This window comes from Rothia sp. LK2492 (assembly GCF_040946345.1).
Classification (GTDB): domain Bacteria; phylum Actinomycetota; class Actinomycetes; order Actinomycetales; family Micrococcaceae; genus Rothia; species Rothia endophytica.
In genome coordinates, this window is the sequence record NZ_JAYWLX010000001.1 from 451448 (window position 1) to 472755 (window position 21308).

Below are 21308 nucleotides of genomic sequence, written 5' to 3' on the forward strand. Positions count from 1 at the left end.
ACGTCCACAATGAAGATTACACACGGGCGGTTCTACGCGGTTCATGCACACCACGGGGCTAGGCTTAATACATGTCAAACCGCGCAGGCACAGTTGCCACCCCTCAAGACCTTGTTGATATCGATGCGCTGATCAGCGCTTACTATGACCTCACCCCCGAGATGACCGATCCCGCACAGCGCGTGGCTTTTGGTACATCCGGGCACCGTGGCAGCTCCCTTAAGAGTTCCTTTAACGACGCTCACATTGCTGCTATTTCTCAGGCAATTGCGGAGTACCGCAAGGGTCAGGGCATCACCGGCCCGCTATTTATGGGTAAGGACACCCACGCGCTCTCAGGCCCAGCGCAGGATACCGCGCTGGAGGTTCTGGCGGCTCACGGTGTCACCGTTCTGCTGGATGCCAACGAAGGTTTTGTGCCCACCCCCGCGCTCTCACGCGCCATCATCGTTTACAACGCTAATCCCGCCAACACCGCGCAGGCTGATGGCATTGTGATCACCCCCAGCCACAACCCGCCTGCCGACGGCGGTTTCAAGTACAACCCTCCCCACGGTGGCCCCGCTGATTCTGATGCAACCGGCTGGATTGCCGACCGTGCCAACGAGCTGCTTGAAGGCGGAAACAAGGATGTAGCTCGTCTGCCCCTTGAGAAGGCCGCGGCAGCAGAGACCACAGGCACCTATGACTACCTGGGCACCTATGTGAACGAGCTGGGCGATGTCATCGATATGGAGGCTATCGCAGCCTCCGGTCTAAAGATTGGCGCGGACCCCATGGGTAGCGCCTCCGTTGCCTACTGGCAGCGCATTGCTGAGCAGTACAAGCTCAATATGGATGTAGTAAACCCCGCCGTTGATCCCCAGTGGGCCTTCATGACCCTGGACTGGGACGAGAAAATCCGCATGGATTGCTCCTCCCCCAACGCAATGGCCTCCCTGATTGCCAACCGCGATAAGTATGACATCGCCACCGGCAACGACGCCGACTCGGATCGCCACGGAATTGTTACCCCCGATCACGGGCTGATGAACCCCAATCACTACCTGGCAACCGCCATTGACTACCTCTACCGCAACCGCACCGGTTGGGCAGCAGATGCTGGCATTGGCAAGACCCTGGTGTCCTCCTCAATTATCGACCGCGTGGCTGATTCTTTGGGCCGCAAGCTCATTGAGGTTCCCGTGGGCTTCAAGTACTTTGTAGACGGCCTGAGCACCGGCACGATCGGTTTTGGCGGCGAAGAATCCGCAGGTGCCTCCTTCCTCATGCGCGACGGCAAGGTCTGGACCACCGATAAGGACGGCATCATCTTGGCCCTGCTGGCATCCGAAATGACCGCAGTGACCGGCAAGACCCCCTCCCAGCGTTACGCTGAGCTGACCGCGTCCTTCGGTGAGCCCGCCTACGCCCGGGTGGACGCCGCGGCGTCCCGCGAGCAGAAGGCCAAGCTGGGCAAGCTCTCACCGGCGGACGTCACCGCTTTGGAGCTTGCAGGCGAGGCTATCACCGCCAAGCTGACCGAGGCACCCGGCAACGGTGCTTCCATTGGCGGTTTGAAGGTGACCACCGAGAACGCCTGGTTCGCGGCCCGCCCCTCAGGCACCGAAGATGTCTACAAAATCTACGCCGAATCCTTCAAGGGCGCTGAGCACCTGGCTCAGGTTCAGAAGGAAGCTAAGGCGCTGGTGGACGGCGTCATCGCCTAGCGTCTAGCGCTCCGCTGCGAAGGGACTGTTCGAGAGATTGTATTTATCACAGCGATCTCCCGAACAGCCCCTTTTTCATGCGCGCCAGCACACCAAAAATCGCCCGCCAGCATCAGAGGTACTCCTTCAGAAGTGCAAATAGCCAATCCAAGAGAGTAAGGTATGCTACCGACCGCATTTATATACACGGTCTTCCCGTAAATACACCGAGACACAAGGTACTACTATGACAACCCCCGCACTGCGGCCTACTCCGGAGGACGCCCATAACCCCAGCGGCAAAACCTTCTTCGGCCACCCCCGCATGCTGGCCAGCCTCTTCTCCGTAGAACTCTGGGAGCGTTTCTCCTTCTACGGCATGCAGGTCATCATGCTCTACTACCTCTACTGGGAAGCTGACCGTGGCGGTCTTGGACTTCTCAGCGAGGCATCAGCATCCAGTGTCATGGGCGCTTACGGTGGCATGGTCTACCTCATGGCAGTCGTGGGTGGCTTCTTAGGCGACCGTGTCTTCGGGCCCGAACGCACCCTCTTTTACTCAGCCTTCGCCATTATGGCAGGTCACCTGGCACTCGCCGTGCTACCTGGCGCAGCGGGCGTTATTGCCGGTCTGGTGCTTGTTGCTATCGGCTCCGGAGGTCTTAAAACCAACGCATCAGTGCTGGTAGGGTCTCTCTACGACCGCACCGACCCCCGCCGTGACGGTGGCTTCACCATCTTCTATATCGGTGTAAACATCGGTGCCTTCTTCGGCCCCATGCTCACCGGTATTCTGCGGGAATCCTACGGCTTCCACATCGCCTTCGGCCTAGCGGCTGCAGGTATGGCAATCGGCCTGACCCAGTACTCACTGACCCGCAAGAACCTACCCGTCAGCGTCCACCAGCTCTCTGAGCCCATGAATGCTAGCGAGAAGAAGATCTACGGCAGTCTTGCTGTAGTCATCGTTGCAGCGGTGCTCGTCCTGGTGATGACCGGTCTCATCAACCCCGCCAACCTGGCAACCTGGGTCATGACCATTGTTGCAATCAGCGCCGCGGTACTCTTCTACACCCTTCTGACCTCAAAGCACACCACAGTGGACGAGCATTCCCGGGTGGTCTCCTTCATTCCCATGTTCATCGGTAACGTAGCGTTCTGGGCGCTCTTCCAGCAGCAGTTCACTGTGCTAGCAATCTACTCAGAATCCCGTATCAACTGGAACATCATGGGTCTACAGTTCACCCCCGAATTTATGAACTCCATTAACCCGGTTTTCATCATGATCTTCGGCGCTGTCTTTACTGCCATGTGGACCAAGTTGGGTGACCGTCAGCCCACCACCCCGGTCAAGTTCTCGCTTGCCCTGATTTTGATTGGTCTAGCCTTCCTGATCTTCCTAACCCAGGCAGGGAACACCAACGTGAACTTCCTGTGGATTGTGCTGATTCTCTTTATTTGCACCATGGGCGAGCTGGCAATTTCACCGGTGGGTACCTCCTTGGCCACCAAACTGGCGCCCGAGAAGCACCGCGTGGCTATGGTTGCGCTCTACTTCACCTCTGTCTCGCTGGGCACCGTTCTGGCAGGTTGGTTGGGCCGTTTCTACACCATGGAAACCGAGGTCGCTTACTTCACCATCCTGGGTATCGTCACCATCGTTATCGGTGCCGTTCTCTGGGCCATGAATAAGTGGATCGTCAAGAAGATGGCCGGCGTGCGTTAGCAGCAAGCATCTTTTTAGACAGAAGGACGCCGCCCCGCAGCTCCCTCCCGGCACCGATTTCCGGTGGATGAGGGGAGTGGCGGGGCGGCGTCCTTCTAGCTACTTCTGCCCTTTTTGGCAATCACCCATTACGAATTGTTGCCCAGCGTTACCCCATGTAAAGCGGAATATTCTAAAACTTAGACACCTCTAAAACTGCGGGCGTAGTCTAGTGCGAACAGGTGTCTTTAAAATGCTGGCACCCCGCATGAAACGGAGAGAACATGTCACTCTACCTCGTAGAATTCACCCCTCACGACGCTTCGCAGGACGAAGCGAAAGCACTGGTTGCTGACATCGCTCAGGTACTGGGCGGCGTGGACGGCGCTGAGCTGATTGAAACCCAGGTCACCGGTGACTACACGCTGGTCTTCGCCATCATCGAGGCAGCTAACCCCGGCGTCTTCGCTCCCGCGGTCAAGGATGCCTTCAGTGCCCGCGCTGGGCTGGAGGGCCCCGATGAGGTGCGTCTAGTAGGTGCTGAACTCGAGGACATCAAGAAGCTCAAGTCCAGCGCAGAGTACCTGGTTGAATGGGATATCCCCACAGAAATCACCATGGATCAGTACCTCACTCGCAAGAAGGCTAACTCTCCTAAGTACGCGCAGGTGCCCGAGGTGTCCTTCCTGCGCACCTACGTGCGAGAAGATACCGCCAAGTGCCTCTGTTTCTACGATGCCCCTGATGAGGCAGCGGTCGTACGAGCACGCGAAGCGGTATCAACTCCCATTGACCGCCTCTTCAAGCTCAACGTCTAGACACAGCAGAGACCGCCGCCCATCACCAGGCGGCGGTTTTTTTACACTCTAAAACCCCAGCATCCCACTTCTAGAGCAGTTAGAAAACAGCCATGACAAGCATTTTTACCCTTGAACCTCTCTACCCTTACTCCCAGCGGGACAACCTGCTGGCGCTAGCCCGAGAATACGCTACCGCAGTGGACGCGGGGGAACGCTCCCCTTTCGAGACCCTGCGTGAGCTGGGGCAGGAGGGTCTGCTGACGCTGGGGCGAACCGGGTCAGTGCTCCCCCAGGCGGCCGTAGCCTTTGACCTGGCGACCGAAGATACCGCAACCGCCTTCTCACTCTGGGCCCACCGGGCTACTATCGCCTTCTTTGACGCCGTGGGACGTCAGCTCCCCGAGGGTATGGAAACCGGTGAGACCACCGGATCAACCGCCATGGCTGCCGCCTTCAAGCACGCCTCGGGAGTAGGGGAACTGGGAGTCCAGGCAAAGCACACCGACGGCGGGTTACTGCTCAATGGAAGCATCAGCTGGGCATCCAACCTCTACCCGGGAGGTGTCATGGTTCTTCCCGTGGCAGTTGAGGATGCTGCGCCCGGTGAGCCGGTTAGCTACATCGTCACCCTGCGTGTGGGCGTTGAGGGGCTAGATGTGAAGTACCAGAAAGGTCTCCTGGCGCTGGATGCGACAGAATCCGGGTTTATCCGTCTAACCGAGGTCTTTGTCCCCGAGTCGGATATTCTCAGCCGCGACGTCCCAGGTTTCCTCGCGACCATCACTGCACCTTTTCTGTTGATTCAGTCCTCTTTCTGCCTGGGCCTGGCAGCGGCAGCCCTTGCGGCAACGGCTCCCCACACCAGTGTCTCCCGGGGTATCTTCACCCAGGAATTTGATCAGGTTAAGGCTGAATACCAGCGTCTGCGCACCGAACTTACCGACCTTGCTCAAGAGCCTGCCGCTACCAGCCGCCGCCGTCTGCTCCAGTTGCGTCTGGACGTCTCTCACCTGGCGATCAGCGCCACCCACCTGGAAATGGCAGTGATTGGCGGACGCGGCTACAAGACCACCTGCGCCACCGCCCGTCGCTACCGCGAGGCAACGTTCTTGCCCGTCCAATCCCCCACCGAGGGCCACCTGCGCTATGAACTCTCTCAGATTGACTAAGACAATCATGGACGCTCTCACCGTTACAGGTGCCACCAAAACCTATCCCGGGGCACCCCAACCTATCTTCAAAAATATTGATCTCGCTCTGACTCGGGGTGAAGCCTTCGTGGTTCTGGGAGCTACCGGCTCCGGTAAGTCGACCCTCTTACGTGCGGTGGCGCAGCTTGAAGAACTAGATTCCGGCTCCATACAGGTGGCTGACCGGGGCCGGCTAGCCGTGGTCTTTCAGGAAGCTTCGCTCTTCCCCTGGCTGACGGTTCGGCAGAATATCGAGTTAGGTTCCCGCTACAAACGCAACAGCGGCAGAGTGACCGCTGATGGAGTCAATGCACTGATCTCTCGGTTAGGTCTGAACGGACTTGAAAACCGTAAAGTCAGTGAGATTTCTGGCGGCCAGGCCCAGCGAGTTTCCATTGGTCGAGCCCTGGCCATTCAGCCTTCTCTCTTACTCCTCGATGAGCCCTTCTCGGCCCTTGACCCGGCCACCCGCGAAGAATTACAGGGGTGGTTGCGTAGCCTGATTGAAGATCTGGGGCTGACCGTTTTGATGGTCTCCCACGATATCGCTGAGGCCACGGTGGTGGGTGACCGCATTGGATTCTTTGAGGCGGGCAAGGGTTTTACCCGCTTCTGGAGACCTCGTGATGAGCAGGTGTCCAAGGACGAAATTCTGGGCTACTACCGTGAGCAGAGTTCCTATGTCATCTAAACTCAACCGTCGAAGGGTGCTGGAGGCAGGCGGCCTTACCCTGGCGACAGCCGGCGCTGCTTGGGGTGCCCACACTCTTGGGGCGGCGTCCGGTGCTGAAGCTGCCGGCAGGGCGCAGAGCACCGATGACGCTATCAGAATCGGCTATCTCCCTATCACTGACGCTTCTCCTCTGCTCCTGGCGCACGCCAGGGGCCTGTATGAGGACGCAGGAGTGCAGGTGGAACAGCCGGTGCTCTTCCGCTCTTGGGCCTCACTCACCGAAGCCTTTATTTCGGGCAGCGTTGATGTGATTCACCTGCTCATGCCTATGGCGGTATACCTCAAGTACGATCTGGGCGCTGACGCTCAGGTGGTGGCGTGGAATCACGTGAACGGCTCGGCGCTGACTCTCTCACCGTCCATCAGCAACTTGTCTGAGCTGGCGGGGCAGACGGTGGCGATTCCAGCCTGGTTTTCTCTTCACAACATTCTGGTGCAGAAGATTTTGAAGGAGGCTGGGCTGACGCCGGTGATTCGTACAACTGCAGACAAAACTCAGAATGAGGTAGCTCTTATTGTTATGGCGCCGGCGGATATGATTCCGGCACTGGCCAACGGCACCATAGCGGGTTTTACGGTGGCTGACCCCTTTAATGCTGCCGCCCACGCCAGCGGAACGGGCACAATTCAGCGCTTTATGGGCGATGTCTGGCGCGATCATGCCTGCTGCGTCACCATGATGCGTTCCTCGCTGATTGAGCGGGAGGGCGGGGCCGCCCAGAAGTTCGTAGATGCCCTGGTCAAAGCGCAGGTTTATGCCCGCGAGAACCGTGTGGAGGCAGCTGCCCTGCTCTCTGAAAAGAAGTACCTCCCGCAGAAGCCCGCTGCCATTTTGCGGGCCATGACCGACCATTTTGAGGAGCATAAGGAAATTATTAAACACCCCAGCTGGGGCGGGGAGTTACTGCAGTTTCAGCCCTATCCCTACGCGAGTTACACCCAAGAACTGGTCCAACAAATGCGCAACACCCTCATGGACGCCCCGACCGATTTTCTCGAAGACCTGGACGCTTCAGCGGTGCACGGGGAGTTAGTTAATTCGGAGTTGGTCACCCAGGCTATGCAAGCAGCGGGTGGGCTGGGCACGTTCGGTCTCAAGAGCCTAGAGCGCACCGAGGAGATTTCAGCATGAGCACTCTCAAGAAGCAGAATCAGTCACTGACTAAGAGCTGGGCGCTGGGCGCTGCAGGCATTATCTTCGCTGTTTTCCTCTGGTGGATTTTCACCCGAGCAGCTACCGGCAACCTAATGCTGGCAGCTTTCGCCCCCGCGAACGTCCCAGACGCCCTGAAGAGCCTACTGGACCGCGGGGTGCTGCTCTCTGATATCGGTATCAGCCTGTTGAGGTTGTTAAGTGGGCTGGGTCTTGCCGCTCTCTTGGGCGTCCCTCTCGGGCTGGTCATCGGGTTCTCCCACCTCGTTGAGCAGACCAGTGCCCCGCTGGTGCAGTTCTTGCGTATGGTCTCCCCACTCTCCTGGGCGCCCATTGCGGTGGCTCTTTTTGGGGTGGGTAGCCTGCCAGTTATTTTCCTGGTGGCTATCGCCGCTATTTGGCCCATTACTCTGGGTACGGTTTCGGGGGTGCGGGCACTCAACCCGGCACACCTTCAGGTAGCTAGGACGCTGGGGGCTAGCGGCCCCGAGCAACTGCGCTCAGTAGTGTTGCCCTCTATCCGTCCCTTTGTACTCTCGGGTATCCGCCTGGCGCTGGGTATTGGCTGGGTCATTATTGTGCCAGCCGAGATGTTAGGGGTTTCTTCGGGCCTCGGCTACGAGATTTTGAATGCCCGTGACCGACTAGCCTACGACGAGATGCTAGTGGTTATCCTGGTCATTGGTGTTCTAGGCATTGCCCTGGACACGCTGGCACAGAAGCTACTCAAGTAGTCGGGCACTAAAAGACCCGCTTTCTGTGACACCACATGGGCTGTACAGAAAGCGGGTCTTTACACGCTCTACCTACCCTCTACCTCATCGACCAGACGACGCAGGTCATCGTGGCGGAGGTCAGTTTTACGGAAGTGCTTGTTACGGTAGCCAGAGCGCGCCATCATATGACCCGAGATGGGGACGGTGATCATCTGAAGCACCATAATGAGAATCAGCACCGGGACGTCCTCCCAGCTTCTCTTGTGGAGCCCTACCGCCAGGAGCAGCAACATAATACCAAAGATTTGCGGCTTAGTACCAGCGTGTAGACGGGTCAGCAGATCCGGGAAGCGTACCAGGCCCACCGCCGCTGCTAGCGACATGAGGGAGCCAACTATCAGGCAGATGGCAGTAATAATATCGAGGATGAGATCGGTATTCACGGTTTATTCCCCCTGATCCATTGATGCACGGGACGGATGCGACTCGCTGTGGTGCACTTTGTCGGTATCCTCTGCATGGTAATCACGGTGATCGTGACCGGTTGAGCGGTTGCCGCGGTTCTTACTGCGGCGGTGCCGTTCAACAGTGGTGATGGGGGTAGCTTCATCTGCTTTAGAGTTATCCGCGAAGCGTGCCACGGTGACAGAGCCGACGAAGCCGATGAGGGCAATGGCGACCAGAAGAATGATCGAGTACTCGGTATCGGTGACGATCATGATGATGCAGAGTGCCGAGGTGATGATGGAGAGTAAAACATCGCTAGCGAGCACACGATCCAGCAGTGAGGGGCCCTTCCAGATACGGTAGACGGTGCCCCACGTTGAGATGGTGAGAATAACGCCTACGATCCAGGCTATGGTTGTGAGGTTCATGCTGCGGCCTCCTTATCGAGTTTCTCATCTGCACGTAGCGCTTCGTGTTCTTCTTTACTGCCTACGGCCTTAATGATGAGAGATTCGAAGTAGCCCACGGTACGGATGAAGTCTTGGATTTCTTCTTCAGTGGAGCTATCGAGCACGTGGAAGTAGAGCACCGAAAGGGAGCGGTCTACTTCAACGACGACCGAGCCGGGAATCAGGGACATGGTGTGTGATACCGCGGTGAGGAGCAGGTCAGAGTGGGTGCGCAGCTGAACTGCCACCACAGAGTTACGCAGCGGCGGAGTGAAAGTGAAGGCCAGCCACATAACGTGCACACTGGCTACCGCGATATTCCAAATGAAGAGCGCCAAAAACTTGATGGCATACCAGGGGTTGAAGCGGTTAGAGAGGTAGAGGGTGGGCAAACGGAAAATCCAGACGATTCCCACCGCAAGCACCAGCCCGAAGGCTAGGAAGGGCAGGGAAAAGTTCTGCCAGAGGGCACACCACACGAAAACCAACCAGAGGGTAGGCGGAATGGAGTGCAGCAGGTCGGAGCTGGAGGTTTTTAGGGCTTTCACTGGTTGACCTCCTGGGAGCCGTTGAGGTTGACCTGTTCGTTGATGAACTGTTCGCGGGTGGGAGCGTCCTCACCGAGAACCGCTGAGATGTAGCGGTCGGGGTTGAGCAAGTTATCTGATGCTCGGTCTGAGAGGTTGTAGAGTGGGCCAGCAAATACAGTGATGAGCACACCTACTGATACCAGGCTGACGGTAGAGACCATCATGGAGGCGGGGATATTTTTACTGTCGGTTTCATCCGGTTGCTCACCGGTATGCTCGGCTCGGACCAGAGCGGGGGTGGGCTGTTCTGCGTCCTTGGCGGGGCGCCAGAAAGCCTTGTTCCAGACGCGAGCCAAAGCCAGCAGGGTCAGCAGTGAAACGAGGACGCCGATGCCTGCGTTGATGTAGGCGAGGGCACCACCGTTTTGCACGGAAGCTTCGATAAAGCCAACCTTGCCGATAAAGCTGGAGAAGGGCGGGATTCCGCCCAGGTTGATGGCGTGCACAAAGTAGAGCAGAGCCAGGAAGGGTGAAATTTTGATGAGCCCACCCAGGCGGCGCAGGTTGGTTGAGCCGGCACGGCGTTCAATCAGACCTACCACCATGAAGAGGCCGGTCTGAATCACGATGTGGTGGGCGATGTAGAAGACCACGGTGGTCAGGCCCAGTTCGTTGTTGAGCGAGATACCCCAAATCATGTAACCGATGTGGCTGATCAAGATGAAGGAGAGCAGACGCTTGATGTCACCCTGTGCCAGGGCACCGAGGATACCTACCAGCAGGGTCAAGCCAGCGACGACGCCCAGCAGGGTGGAGAGCTGCCCGCCAGGGAAGAGCAGGGTTTCGGTGCGGATGATAGCGTAAACGCCCACCTTGGTGAGCAGGCCCGCGAAGACGGCGGTCACCGGTGCTGGTGCCGTGGGGTAGGAGTCGGGTAGCCAGAGGGAGAGCGGGAAGACCGCTGCCTTGATGCCGAAGGCGATGAGCAGCATGAGGTGTAGCTGCATCTGGGTGCCTTCAGGGAGGGTCCCCAACTTGAGCGAAAGGTCGGCCATGTTCACGGTGCCTACTGAAGCGTAGACAAAGCCGATAGCGGTCAAGAAGAGCAGAGATGAGACCACGGAGACCACCACGTAGGTCACGCCCGCACGAATACGCGGGGTGTTGGCGTTCATGGTGATCAGCACGTAGGACGCCATGAGCAGGATTTCAAAGCCCACGTAGAGGTTGAAGAGGTCCCCTGCTAAGAAGGCGTTAGAGACGCCTGCCAGCAGCATGAGGTAGGTGGGGTAGAAGACCGAGATGGGCACCTCGTCATCGCCATCCGCCAGGTTCTGGCCGGTGGCGAAAACCAGCACGGCAAGAGAGATAGTGGAGGAAACCACCAGCATAAGAGCCGAGAGCTGATCGACCACCAGAGTGATACCGAAGGGAGCCTCCCAACCGGCAATGAAAACAATCTGAGGCTCTAGGTTCCATACCGAGAAAAGCATGAGAATCTCAAAAATGAGCACCCCTGCCACGGCAAAGAAGGCGATGAGACGCTGTGTTTTATCTTTTTTAGAGATGAAGGTCAGGGCTGCTGCCATGAACAGCACGATGACACTGAGGGGGGCGAGCTGAGCTAGTTCCACAGGTTAAGCCCCCAATCCTTCTGTGCTGTCGCTACCGGTCGCTGACTGAACAGGGATCGAATGGGTCTTCCTTCTCTCTTTGTTAGCTTGGCGTTCACGGGTTTCTTCGTCCGCATCAAATTCTGAGGTTTCCGCTTCGACATCGGCGTCGGCTTCCATGTCAAAGGAGCTCTGCTCTGCCACGCGGATATCTTCATCATCGTCCTGAATTTCATCGGCGCGTGAGAGCAGCCAGCTGCGGTAGATGATGCCCAGGATCAGGGCGGTCACCGCGCAGGAAATCACGATTGCGGTGAGCACCAGGGCCTGCGGTAGCGGGTCAGAGTAGTCTTCTGCAGCAATATCTGTTGCGTAGAAGGGAGCGAGCCCGGCAGGGCCACCGGCATGCAGAATGAGGATGTTGGTGGCATTGGTAATCAGCATAAGGCCGAGCACCACGCGGGTCATGGAGCGATCCAGGATGAGGTAGACGCCTACGGCGTAGAGCACACCCATGACCAGGATGAGGCTGAGATCAATAATCATGATTGTGCCTTTCTACGATTTTTGTTCTTGCGTTCCTTGATGAGTTTCTCGTCTACTCGTTCGCCCAGGCTGCGCAGGATATCGAGAACCAGGCCGATGACCAGCAGGTAAACACCGGTATCGAAGATCGTCGCAGTGACAAAGTGAACATCACCAAAGACCGGTACCCAGAAGTCAAAGACGTAGCTGGAGAAGATGGGATCTCCCCAGAAGGCTGGTGCAATCGCATAGAGCGTGGAGAGCCCCAAACCGGCACCGAGGAAGGCTCCCGCTGAGAGCGGGGACGCGGCGCGTAACTCCGCGCCGCCGCCGGCCAGGTAGCGCACAGCGAAGGCAAGGCCTGCCAACAGACCGCCGGCAAAGCCGCCGCCGGGCAGGTTGTGACCGGCTACCAGCATGTAGAGGGAAACCATAATCAGGGTGTGGAAAATAAGACGGGTGACCACTTCCAGCAGAATGGAACGGGACTCCGGGGGCAGGGTGCGGCCCGCCACGATGAAGGGGTCGCGTTCCACCGATGAGAACTGACCGGCAACCCGCTGCTGCACACTAATGTGGCTGCGCTGAGTGAAAGATTTCTCAATCTTCTTCATGGTGGTGGTGTCCAAACGCTGGTTGCGGTCATCCGCGCGCCCTCCAATGAAGAGCAGGGAGGCCACGCCGGTGGCAGCCAATGCCAGCACTGAAATTTCACCGAAGGTATCCCAGACACGCAGGTCTACCAGGATTACGTTGACCACGTTGTAGCCGTAGCCGATTTCGTAGGCCAGGCGCGGCATGTCCAGAGAAATAGCCGGCAGGGAACGAGATGAGAAGGTGAACATGGCAAGTGCCATCATCAGGGTTGCGAAACCCACGGCGATAATGACGCGCAGGGTTTTGCGGGCGCCGTCCTTACCGTCTTTGGCTTTCACGCGAGGGATGTCACGGGGTAGCACACGCATCGCCAGCACGAAGGCGACCAGCACGATGGTTTCAACCAGGAGCTGGGTGGTGGCAAGGTCGGGGGCGCTGCGGATGGCAAAGAGAATTGCCATGCCGTAGCCGGTCACTGACACCATGAGGATCGCCAGGAAGCGGCGGCGCACGAAGACCACTACCAGGGCGGCCACAATCATGACCAGAACGATTGACCACTGTGCTGGGGATTCGCTAATGCGAATGTTACCTAACGGCGGGGTTTCGTTGATGAAGAGCGCTGCGGTGGGGACCACTACGGCGGTCATCAAGATGACGGCCAAGTAGTAGGCAAGGGAGCCTCGCTGAGTCATACCGGTGACCCATACGGCGAATCGGTCCAGCAGGTCAATCAGACTACGGTAGACCGCTGACGCGCTGGGGGTATGTGGCAGGGCTCGCTGCAGTTCTTCAATCTGTCGCTTGAAGACAAAGAGGATGAGACCCACCAGCACAATGGCTAGTGAGGTGAAGAGCGCGGGAGTGAAACCGTGCCAGAGAGCCAGGTGCAGTTCAAGTTCTGGTGCGGACGCCGGAAAAGCGTCAAGGAAGGGCTTGATGAAGAGGTGGGCGGGCTCCGGGTAGAAACCAAAGAACACGGTGAGCAGTGTCAGCACCGCGGGGGCGGCGACGAAGCTGTAGCTGACCTGGTGGAAGGCGGTGTCGGGGCTCAGCTTTTTACCGCTCTTGCTGCGCAGGGCAGCCGGGCGGCCGCCGTCGGCGCTTTCCTGGCAGTACTTGACGTGCTCGTGGTTAATGTAGTTGTAGGGCTTAGCCGCAAAAGCACCCCAGACAAAGCGGGCGCTGTAGGCAAAGGTAAGCACGGAGCCCAGCACGATAGAGGCCAAGGTAACGGCGCTCTGCCAGCCGGTGGTATGCCCCACGTAGGTTTCTAGCACTGCTTCTTTAGCGACGAAACCGGCCAGCGGAGGTGCACCGGCCATGGACGCCGCCGAAATCAGTGAGACCCAGAAGAGTTTAGGGGCACGGCGGTAGATGCCGGAGAGACGGCGAATGTCACGGGTACCGGACTGATGGTCGATGATGCCAACTGCTAGGAAGAGCGTTGCTTTAAAGAGGCTGTGCGCCAGCATCATAGCCATAGCGGCATATATGGCGTTGGGCGTGCCACCCGAGATAATCAGGGTGAGGAAACCCAACTGGCTCACAGTTCCGTAAGCAAGAATCAGTTTAAGGTCGGTCTGTTTGAGAGCGGCCCAGCCACCAAAGATCATGGTGAAGGCACCGAAGATGACCAGTATGTTCTGCCAGATGGCTACCTCGCCGTAGCCTGGAGCCAGACGCAGCAGAAGGTAGATGCCTGCCTTGACCATGGCAGCTGCGTGCAGGTAAGCACTGACGGGGGTGGGCGCAGCCATTGCACCGGGCAACCAGAAATGCAGGGGGAAGATAGCGGACTTGCTGAGCGCGCCGCAAAGAATGAGCACTAGCGCGGCGGAGAGCAGCCCTAAGCTCATGGTGTTATTGTCGCCTGCCTGCGCAGCGGCCACCAGGGCGGGGCCCCGTTCAACCAGTTCAGCCAGGCTGTAGGTCCCCAGGGAGTGTCCCAGCATGATGATGCCTACCAGCATGGCAAGACCACCAGCAGTGGTGACCGTCAGGGCCTGCAACGCCGAGCTGCGGGCCGAGAGGCGGTGGCGGGAGTAGCCAATGAGCAGGTAAGAGAGGATGGTCGTGATTTCCCAGAAGATGAACATGATGATGAAGTCATCTGCGGTAATCAGACCGAACATGGCGCCGGCAAAGCCGAAGAGGTAGGCGGCGAACTGACCAATGTCACCGTTGCTGTGCTTGAAGTAGCTAGCGCAGTAGAAGAGCACCAGAGAGCCAATTCCGAGCACGAGCAGGCTCATCACCCAGGAGAGGGTGTCCATACGGAAGGTGAGTTCGAGGTTGAGCTCGGGGATCCACTGGTAGCTTTCGAACCAGGGCGTACCACCCAGGATGCTCTGGGTTTTAGTCAGCACAAAAGCCAGCACGAGTGCTGGTAGTGCGGCCAGCAGGTAAAATACGCTGGTTCCTATTCGGCGTGCCACCCAGGGCGTAATGATTGATAGGAGGAGGAAGAGGGCAAGAACTATGGTCACGTATCAGGCCTTGGGTCTACAGGGGCATTCTGTTAAAAGAATACGTGCGCTTAGTGTCTCTGTCGATGATGAAAATCTCAAAAATTCACATTTGTCAAATAAATAGAAATTCCTGCACGGTGCAATGCTTGCTACATATCTAACTCCGGGCACTGTGAGCGGAAACTGCCCCAACCGGCCTCCCTCAACCGACTGGGGCCTCTTTATCAGCCTTATTCAGCTTTCTCTGCCGCCATAATTTCCATCTGTTCTAGGACACGGCGGCGAGCTTCGTCCTGACCTTCGGGTGGGTACTTATATTTGCGCAGGAGTCTTTTCACAGTGGTGCGTAGTTTGGCTCGCTGATCTGGGCGGGTTCGCCAGTTCTTGTGCGATCCCTGAATAGCTTTGGCTATACCTCGGGCGATTTCGGCTAGGGCTTCGGTGGAATACTCAAGCTCAGCACGGTCACAGGCTTCGAGGGTGTCGTAGAAAACCATTTCGTCATAGTCGAGGCCGAGGGCTTCCCCGCGCGCCGCTTCTTCTTTGAGTTCTTGGCTGAAAGCGATGATATGTTCCATAGCCTCAGTAAAGCTGATCTGGGCATTGTTGTATTGGTTGATGAGTTTTTCTAGTTTCTCACCGTAGTAGGCTCGGCGTACCTGGTTTTTGCCTACGGTATCGCGGGTTGCTCGCTGGATGGCACGGCGCAGAGTTTCAATAGCAAGAGTTTCGTTTCCCTGGCGTCCAGCTTCTTTGAGGGTATCGAGATTAAGGTTGGCGAGGTCTGGCCGGTCCATACCTGCAAGTTCGTGTAAATCTTTTACTTCCCCCGTTTCGATGAGGCCCTCAGTGTAGTTTTCGAGCAGTTGTTTAACATCGTCAGGCACAGGTTTCCCTTGAGCAATGCGGTCTTCAGCTAAAGCCTTAGCGGCGCTAACGCGCACTTCTTCAAAGAACTGCACGTAATTTTTTTGCTCCAGCAAACGCGCAACCATTGGGATATCACGGTGAGCGGCCACCAGGTTAAAGAGGTTGCTCAACCGAGAACTACGCTCGACGAACTTACTGTAGATGCTCTTTTCGGTGACGGTACGAGTACGGCCATCTGCGGTCTCAAAGATACGGGAATCGAGGGATTCACGGTGGCGCAACAGGTAAGCAAGCACCATTTTTAGCGCTTGGAAAGCTCCGTTTCTCTCCCCCTGCTGAAGACCCTGGCTATGCAGTTTAGCCTTCCAACCGGCAACCGGTTCTAAGAGGGTCTGGATTTCTTCTATAAGATCAAGGGCCTGTTCGGCAGCGGTTTGCATGTCGTCTTCATTAGGGCCGCCACTCCCGTCACCGCTGGCGTAGTCTTTCAGGGCATCCTTGAGGTTTTCAATTAGCGGGGCGTAGCCAACCAGCAGGCCCTCTTCTTTACCCTTATAGGTTCGGTTAATGCGAGCAAGGGTTTGCATGAGCAAAGCACCTTTGAGCGGACGGTCCAAATAGAGAGTATGCAGGGGCGGGGCATCAAAACCGGTGAGCAGCATACCTTGAACGATAATGAGTTCAAGCTCGTCGTTGGGGTCTTTCAGCCGTTTTTGCAAAGTCTGTGAAGCTTGGTTGTTACGGACAAACCTGGCAATATCTGGCTTATCACTGGCGCTACCGGTATATAGCACCTGCACTTTTCCGTCGGTGATGTCTTTACCTGCCCAGTCTGGGCGTAGGGCAATAATCTGGTCGTAGAGGTCGGCGCATACCTGGCGGGTAACGGCAACAATCATGCCCTTGCCGTGCACTCCAATCAAGGGTTTCATGGCAGAGCGGCGAGTTCCCCAGTGCTGAACAAGATCAGCGGCAAGTTTGGCAAGGCGGTCCGGGGCGCCGTGCATGGTGGTCATTTTGAGCACGGCTTGTTCGGTTTTACGAATCTCCGCCTCGTCAAGACCGTCCGTGAGGCGGTCGGCTTCATCCGTAATAGCTTCGAGGTCTTCAGCACCTTCAAGGGTCAGCGGGATGTAACGAGATTCGTAACGCACCGGCACAGTGGCGCCGTCTTGCACCGCGCGTGTGAGGTCGTAGATATCGATGTAGTCGCCAAAGGTTGCGCGGGTACTGCCTGTAGCGAGAGATTCGATGGGAGTGCCGGTAAAAGCAATAAAGCTGGCGCCGGGCAAGGCATCACGCAGGTGGCGGGCATAGCCGTCAATGTTGTCGTAGTGGGAGCGGTGGGCTTCATCCACGATGATGATGATGTTAGAGCGCTCTGAGAGGGTTTCGTGGGCCAGCCCAGCCTCGGCTTCATCCTTTGTTTTGCGGAATTTTTGCAGGGTGGTGAAGTAAATACCGCCCTGTTGCTTGCCCTGAAGTTCCTGACGTAGATGCGCAATACTGCTGATTTCCTGCGGGGCTTCAGGCAGGAAGTCAACCGTTGAGGTGAAAGTGTTATAGAGCTGGTCATCGAGGTCTGTACGGTCGGTGATAAGCACAGTGGTGGGGTTGCCCAGCTGAGGGTGGCGCATCACGATGTTGTTGTAGAAGACCATTTCTAGCGACTTACCCGAGCCCTGGGTATGCCAGACCACGCCGATTTGCTGGTTGCCGCGCACGGCGTCCAGGGTGCTACCTACTGCTTTAGAAACTGCAAAGTACTGGTGGGCTTTAGCAATTTTTTTGACGGTTCGGGTACCGCCGGCAGGGTCTGACTCGGATTGGAAGACAATATAGTTGTGAAGTAGGTCAAGGAAGCGTTCTTGATTAGCGACCCCGAAGAGAAGCACGTCTTGAGCAAACTGGTAGCCATAGTCAAGGTCATCATCTGAGGCATGGAGCAGATCAACTGGTTTTCCGTCTTCATCTACGTTCCATACCGCCATATGGATGTAGGGGGTGAATGGGGTGCCGTAACGGGCGGTGACACCGTCGCTGATGATGGTGAGGACGTTGAAGCGGAAGGCAGCTGGGAACTGTTTGGTGTAGAGAGCGATCTGGTTGTGAGCGCCTTTGAGGTCTGCAGCGCGGTCGCCGGAGCGTTTTAGTTCAATGACTCCAACGGGCAGGCCGTTGCAGTAGAGCACAATGTCGAATCGGCGTTCGGTTTCGCTGTTTTTGAGGGTGACCTGCTGGACGGCGAGCCAGGTGTTTTCGTCGGGGTTACGGCTGATGATGCGGATGGTGGGGTAATAGGTGCTGCCGTCTGCGCGGGTAACTTGCAGATTTTTGTAGCCCTGGGTGAGGTAGCGGTGAGCGTCCTGGTTTTCTGCCTGGGCGTCGGTGGATTTTGCGGTGGTGATATCGCGGGCAACCTGGTTAATCTGTTCGCTGGTCAAGTTGAACTCATGGTTGAGCTTGGCGATGGAAGCGCGTAGCAGGCCGGGAATTTCGAGGGCGTCATGTTTTTCGCGGAGGTGTTGGTAAACGGGGAGACCGGTCTCGGTGTGGGCTTCGCCCTGGGCACTGGGGGAAATTTGCTGGCCGGTGAGGTTGGTCCAGCTGAGTTCGCCGAGTACTTCGAGGGCTGCGCCTTCCCATTCAGCTTCGTTGATGAGTGACATGACGGTGGGCCTTTCATGGGTGGGGGTGGTTTAAGAGTAGCGGGGATATGTGTCGATTACCGGGTTGTTGACTTAGAAGGTCTGAATAAGACTCTGGAGCCATTCATTGGCCGCCCTCCCCCAGTCAAGCACTAGAGTGAAGCCATCCTGGGAGGTTATCCAAGGCAATACAAGGGTGAGAAGACTAAAGATGACGAAGGAACCCCACTTGGCAGTGACAAAGCTGTTGTTGAAGCTGGTGAGGACCCTTCCAAAGCTGCGGCCGTTACTGGTCGCTGGGAAGAGCAGGGAACCGAGCAGCATTTGAAGTAGAAAGATGTAAATAAGGGCAAGAACCGCCAGGGTCAGTAGCCCTATACCCCATGCCAGAAAGAGAGTGCGGTCCCCGGCAAAGATAAGGTGGGTAGCTCGGTGAATAAACTCTGTACCCCAGCCGTCTGTGGGTTGCACGGCTACATCAGTGGAGTGGTAGATGGAGAAAAGTGAGTAGGGGTTAGTAAGGTTTTGGCTCGTGTGCAGGTAAGTGAAAGTTTGAGCACCCGAGACCAGAGTAAGCAACCAGGTAAGGATTGTTTTGGTGCGGGCGCGGGTGGTGTAACTGCCCCAGTGCTTGAAGAGGGTAATGGCAGCGATAAGAAGTGCAGGGACGGCACTAGTAACGGGTAGCCAGGTGAGGGCTGGGATAAGGGTGGTAATGAAGAGGGCCGCAGCAACAGAAAGCACTACCCCGATGACGCAGAGGAGCATAGCGCCTGCAGTGTCATCTGAGGGTGATTGGTTTCCGTAGTCACGGGCATTGACAGTGGTTTTGTTGATGACGGTGTTATGTGTGGTCGTGTGGTGCTGAGAGGCATCGATAATGCCTGAGTTGTTGGGGGCAAAGATGCGTTGACCACTGGACTGGTCAGTGTGGATGTTGGCTTCTGCGGCGGGGTTTTTACCACGGACACTAATAATGAAGGTTAGGGTTGCTGTGATAGCGGCTGTGATCAGGTTGGCGATGATGTCGCCTGGTAGGCCTGTGATGAGCTCTTTGAGGTAGTTCACGGTATTACTCCTATTCAGTGGGATGTTCCCAGCCTAAATAGGGGTAAGTTTTTTGGATATAATTTGATTGATACGGGAGTGTATCAGTGAATAAATGAAAGATACTTAGTCACAAAAATGCCAGGATTGCGCATCATATGTCCAAAAGATTGTGCATATGATGCACAAAGTTAACTGAATGGGTACTTGCTCGAGCGAAAGCCGATGCGGGTAACCTCATAGTAACTCGATAGCATAAGAGCATCGGGCGAACAGTATCAGCTGGTTTCTCAAGGCATAAACATAGCCCTGGGGGCTTTAGCGCCTACGCGAACGTTACGCTAAGAGGCCTATCCCAGGGCTTCTTAGGCTTCATCTTATGAGAATCTCACTAAATTTTTCAAAGCTGCATCCCCCCACTACCAAGCGATCAAGGTAGGTGTTAGGGCTTCGTACCCTCTATCCGCGCCAACAGATTTTCAGCAGCTGAGTTCTCAGATAAGAATCTGGCAAGGTTAGCATCAATCATTTTTGCCAGGGTCCTGCAAGCGTTCAAACCTTCTGTTGCACTCCTCTTGGCCGGATTTGAGTTCTCTGTAGGTTCTTGTCCCGGCAAGGGGTAGCCATCAATAAGAGATTCATGGTGCGCGATTCTATTTCTCAGTACATGAACCTCCTTAATCTGACGGTGCGTCCATTCACGGTCAGACTTTGCCCCTGCTCGACCAGCAATTCTTGCAGCACCCGGGAACACAGATTTTAGAGCCTGTTCTGTCCATATAAGATCATGGTCAGCCCTATCCCTTGGTGCTGGATGCCCGCTTGCCCCACCTTTATCAAAGAGGTTGGACCATGTTCGGAACATTGAAGCGGCTAGTACACGGCCTTTAAGCTTCCCGTTGACTTCCATATTTTCTCGGCGGCGGTCTGCCGGCAGAGAGTCCCAAGCCTCGTGGAAGTTCTCGGTAGTGCGCTGATCGATTGGAAGGGCAAGATTAGACACCCATGCATATCCGTATACCGAAGTCAGGTAACGATCAACAGCATTGCGCAAAGCAACTTCTAGAATCCCAATCTCGTAGAAGATTTCAGCTGACAATCGACGATCCAGTTCATATAGGAGCATGGCAATCTGCTGGTCATCGTAGCTGTATTCTAAGTAGGGCTTGAGCCTCTGTTCAGAAACATGTTGCACCGATAACGTTTTTGAAGTGGACGTTGCATCTTGGGACATACGTATATAGTATCGGTTACGTAGTCCCTCATGCATTAGATCGCGCAGTCAGCTTCTGCTGGCTGAGTTCTGGACCTGGAGCCAGCCGGTCGCATGAGGGTTTCTTTTGTCTTCAGCCTGTTTTGGCATCTCTGATTGCCTTTTCGCCCTAGGCACACATCTCTAGCAGCAGCCTTTTCGGACCACTTCATGAATGTTGATAATCTGCAGTGAGGCTTATTCAAAAGTCCTCCCAGCCGCATAAAACACCAACCCCCGCAAACACCCGCCCATACACGCTCAGCGACCGCCTGAACCCGGTATGCAAAACCCGCCACGTCTTGACCTGGGCAATCACCCGCTCCACCACCGATCGGCGTGAATTAATGAACCTGTTCACCACCTTCACATCTGCAGGCATCCTGCAGGCTTTGCTGCCTCTTACTGGGGTGGCCAACCCCAACCCGATGTAACCCTTATCAGCCAAAGTGCTCTCATCAAGATATCTTTCCAAGCCATGATGCTTGAAGGCATAGACATCATGCCTAGCGCCAGGGACTGGGTCAGTGATGGCCAGCAGTTTCCCGCCCAGGGTGCAAATCACTTGATGGTTGAAACCAGCACGTTTATGCTTGCCAGAAAAGTTTATTTTCCCTAATGAACGCCAGTTCCAGGTGGGAATCAGGGTGCCGTCGATAACCAGTGAACCAGGGATCTTCAGGCTGTTTTCTAAAGACTGTCCCAGCGGCCTGAAGACTTTCTCAAGTGCTTTTTCAACGGTGTTGATGGTCCGTGAGATGGTGGGCTGGGAGGTGTTGAAGATTTCTGCGAGGAGTTCTTCGGTGAGGTTGTGTCGGTGGTAGAAAAGGGTGACTTTAAGACCCTGGGCCAGGGTTAGTGCTGGTGGTCTTCC

17 protein-coding genes are annotated in these 21308 nt (G+C 56.3%); 7 read left to right on the plus strand and 10 right to left on the minus strand.

From position 1 onward, the window contains the following. Nucleotides 1-71 precede the first annotated feature (71 nt). The 7 genes from pgm to VVR27_RS02115 all read left to right on the plus strand — a co-directional run bounded on the left by pgm (nt 72) and on the right by VVR27_RS02115 (nt 8003). Nucleotides 72-1709, plus strand: coding sequence for a phosphoglucomutase (alpha-D-glucose-1,6-bisphosphate-dependent) (pgm, locus tag VVR27_RS02085; protein ID WP_368546851.1), 1638 nt, complete (start codon nt 72-74; stop codon nt 1707-1709). Between the two features lie 226 nt (nt 1710-1935). Beyond that, entirely contained in the window at nt 1936-3414 is a 1479-nt protein-coding gene (locus VVR27_RS02090) for a peptide MFS transporter (RefSeq protein ID WP_368546852.1), read from the plus strand. 263 nt (nt 3415-3677) lie between these two features. After that, the gene (locus VVR27_RS02095) at nt 3678-4211 is read left to right on the plus strand and encodes a DUF4242 domain-containing protein (RefSeq protein WP_368546853.1); all 534 of its coding nucleotides are present in this window, start codon (nt 3678-3680) and stop codon (nt 4209-4211) included. Between the two features lie 92 nt (nt 4212-4303). Then, nucleotides 4304-5362, plus strand: a complete 1059-nt coding sequence (locus VVR27_RS02100; RefSeq protein ID WP_368546854.1) for an acyl-CoA dehydrogenase — start codon at nt 4304-4306, stop codon at nt 5360-5362. Then, nucleotides 5355-6074 (plus strand): ABC transporter ATP-binding protein, encoded by a 720-nt coding sequence (locus VVR27_RS02105; protein ID WP_346923667.1) that lies wholly within the window; start codon nt 5355-5357, stop codon nt 6072-6074. The genes VVR27_RS02100 and VVR27_RS02105 overlap by 8 nt, the downstream gene beginning before the upstream one ends. Then, nucleotides 6064-7248 carry an ABC transporter substrate-binding protein gene (locus VVR27_RS02110; RefSeq protein ID WP_368546855.1) on the plus strand — a complete coding sequence of 395 codons (1185 nt, stop codon included), beginning with the start codon at nt 6064-6066 and terminating at the stop codon, nt 7246-7248. The genes VVR27_RS02105 and VVR27_RS02110 overlap by 11 nt, the downstream gene beginning before the upstream one ends. Beyond that, nucleotides 7245-8003 carry an ABC transporter permease gene (locus VVR27_RS02115; RefSeq protein ID WP_368546856.1) on the plus strand — a complete coding sequence of 253 codons (759 nt, stop codon included), beginning with the start codon at nt 7245-7247 and terminating at the stop codon, nt 8001-8003. Before VVR27_RS02110 ends, VVR27_RS02115 begins: the two co-directional genes overlap by 4 nt. A gap of 68 nt (nt 8004-8071) precedes the next feature. Here the strand turns inward: VVR27_RS02115 and mnhG are convergent, their stop codons facing one another. From mnhG to VVR27_RS02165, 10 genes are all read right to left on the minus strand, one after another. Beyond that, nucleotides 8072-8428: a monovalent cation/H(+) antiporter subunit G gene (gene mnhG, locus VVR27_RS02120; protein ID WP_346871888.1), complete on the minus strand. Its 357-nt coding sequence runs from the start codon at nt 8426-8428 to the stop codon at nt 8072-8074. Nucleotides 8429-8431: 3 nt separating this feature from the next. After that, nucleotides 8432-8860, minus strand: a complete 429-nt coding sequence (locus VVR27_RS02125; protein ID WP_368546858.1) for a monovalent cation/H+ antiporter complex subunit F — start codon at nt 8858-8860, stop codon at nt 8432-8434. Continuing rightward, entirely contained in the window at nt 8857-9429 is a 573-nt protein-coding gene (locus VVR27_RS02130; protein ID WP_368546859.1) for a Na+/H+ antiporter subunit E, read from the minus strand. The genes VVR27_RS02125 and VVR27_RS02130 overlap by 4 nt, the downstream gene beginning before the upstream one ends. Continuing rightward, the gene (locus VVR27_RS02135; RefSeq protein WP_368546860.1) at nt 9426-11045 is read right to left on the minus strand and encodes a Na+/H+ antiporter subunit D; all 1620 of its coding nucleotides are present in this window, start codon (nt 11043-11045) and stop codon (nt 9426-9428) included. The genes VVR27_RS02130 and VVR27_RS02135 overlap by 4 nt, the downstream gene beginning before the upstream one ends. Before the next feature lie 3 nt (nt 11046-11048). After that, nucleotides 11049-11570 carry a Na(+)/H(+) antiporter subunit C gene (locus tag VVR27_RS02140; protein ID WP_368546861.1) on the minus strand — a complete coding sequence of 174 codons (522 nt, stop codon included), beginning with the start codon at nt 11568-11570 and terminating at the stop codon, nt 11049-11051. Continuing rightward, on the minus strand, nt 11567-14635 hold the full coding sequence (locus VVR27_RS02145; protein ID WP_368546862.1) for a Na+/H+ antiporter subunit A: 3069 nt from the start codon (nt 14633-14635) through the stop codon (nt 11567-11569). The genes VVR27_RS02140 and VVR27_RS02145 overlap by 4 nt, the downstream gene beginning before the upstream one ends. A 212-nt stretch (nt 14636-14847) precedes the next feature. Next, the gene (locus tag VVR27_RS02150) at nt 14848-18156 is read right to left on the minus strand and encodes a type I restriction endonuclease subunit R (protein WP_368546863.1); all 3309 of its coding nucleotides are present in this window, start codon (nt 18154-18156) and stop codon (nt 14848-14850) included. Nucleotides 18157-18228: 72 nt separating this feature from the next. Next, nucleotides 18229-19203, minus strand: coding sequence for a hypothetical protein (locus tag VVR27_RS02155; RefSeq protein WP_368546864.1), 975 nt, complete (start codon nt 19201-19203; stop codon nt 18229-18231). A gap of 421 nt (nt 19204-19624) precedes the next feature. Next, nucleotides 19625-20416, minus strand: coding sequence for a hypothetical protein (locus tag VVR27_RS02160; RefSeq protein WP_368546865.1), 792 nt, complete (start codon nt 20414-20416; stop codon nt 19625-19627). 220 nt (nt 20417-20636) lie between these two features. Further along, nucleotides 20637-21308: transposase family protein (locus tag VVR27_RS02165; protein WP_368546866.1), on the minus strand; the 672-nt coding region annotated here is incomplete at its 5' end.

Bases quoted from the DNA above. Each gene is read 5' to 3' on its own strand.
- pgm (WP_368546851.1), top strand. From the start codon at position 72: ATGTCAAACCGCGCAGGCACAGTTGCCACCCCTCAAGACCTTGTTGAT.
- VVR27_RS02090 (WP_368546852.1), top strand. From the start codon at position 1,936: ATGACAACCCCCGCACTGCGGCCTACTCCGGAGGACGCCCATAACCCC.
- VVR27_RS02095 (WP_368546853.1), top strand. From the start codon at position 3,678: ATGTCACTCTACCTCGTAGAATTCACCCCTCACGACGCTTCGCAGGAC.
- VVR27_RS02100 (WP_368546854.1), top strand. From the start codon at position 4,304: ATGACAAGCATTTTTACCCTTGAACCTCTCTACCCTTACTCCCAGCGG.
- VVR27_RS02110 (WP_368546855.1), top strand. From the start codon at position 6,064: ATGTCATCTAAACTCAACCGTCGAAGGGTGCTGGAGGCAGGCGGCCTT.
- VVR27_RS02115 (WP_368546856.1), top strand. From the start codon at position 7,245: ATGAGCACTCTCAAGAAGCAGAATCAGTCACTGACTAAGAGCTGGGCG.
- VVR27_RS02125 (WP_368546858.1), bottom strand. From the start codon at position 8,860: ATGAACCTCACAACCATAGCCTGGATCGTAGGCGTTATTCTCACCATC.
- VVR27_RS02140 (WP_368546861.1), bottom strand. From the start codon at position 11,570: ATGATTATTGATCTCAGCCTCATCCTGGTCATGGGTGTGCTCTACGCC.
- VVR27_RS02150 (WP_368546863.1), bottom strand. From the start codon at position 18,156: ATGTCACTCATCAACGAAGCTGAATGGGAAGGCGCAGCCCTCGAAGTA.
- VVR27_RS02160 (WP_368546865.1), bottom strand. From the start codon at position 20,416: ATGTCCCAAGATGCAACGTCCACTTCAAAAACGTTATCGGTGCAACAT.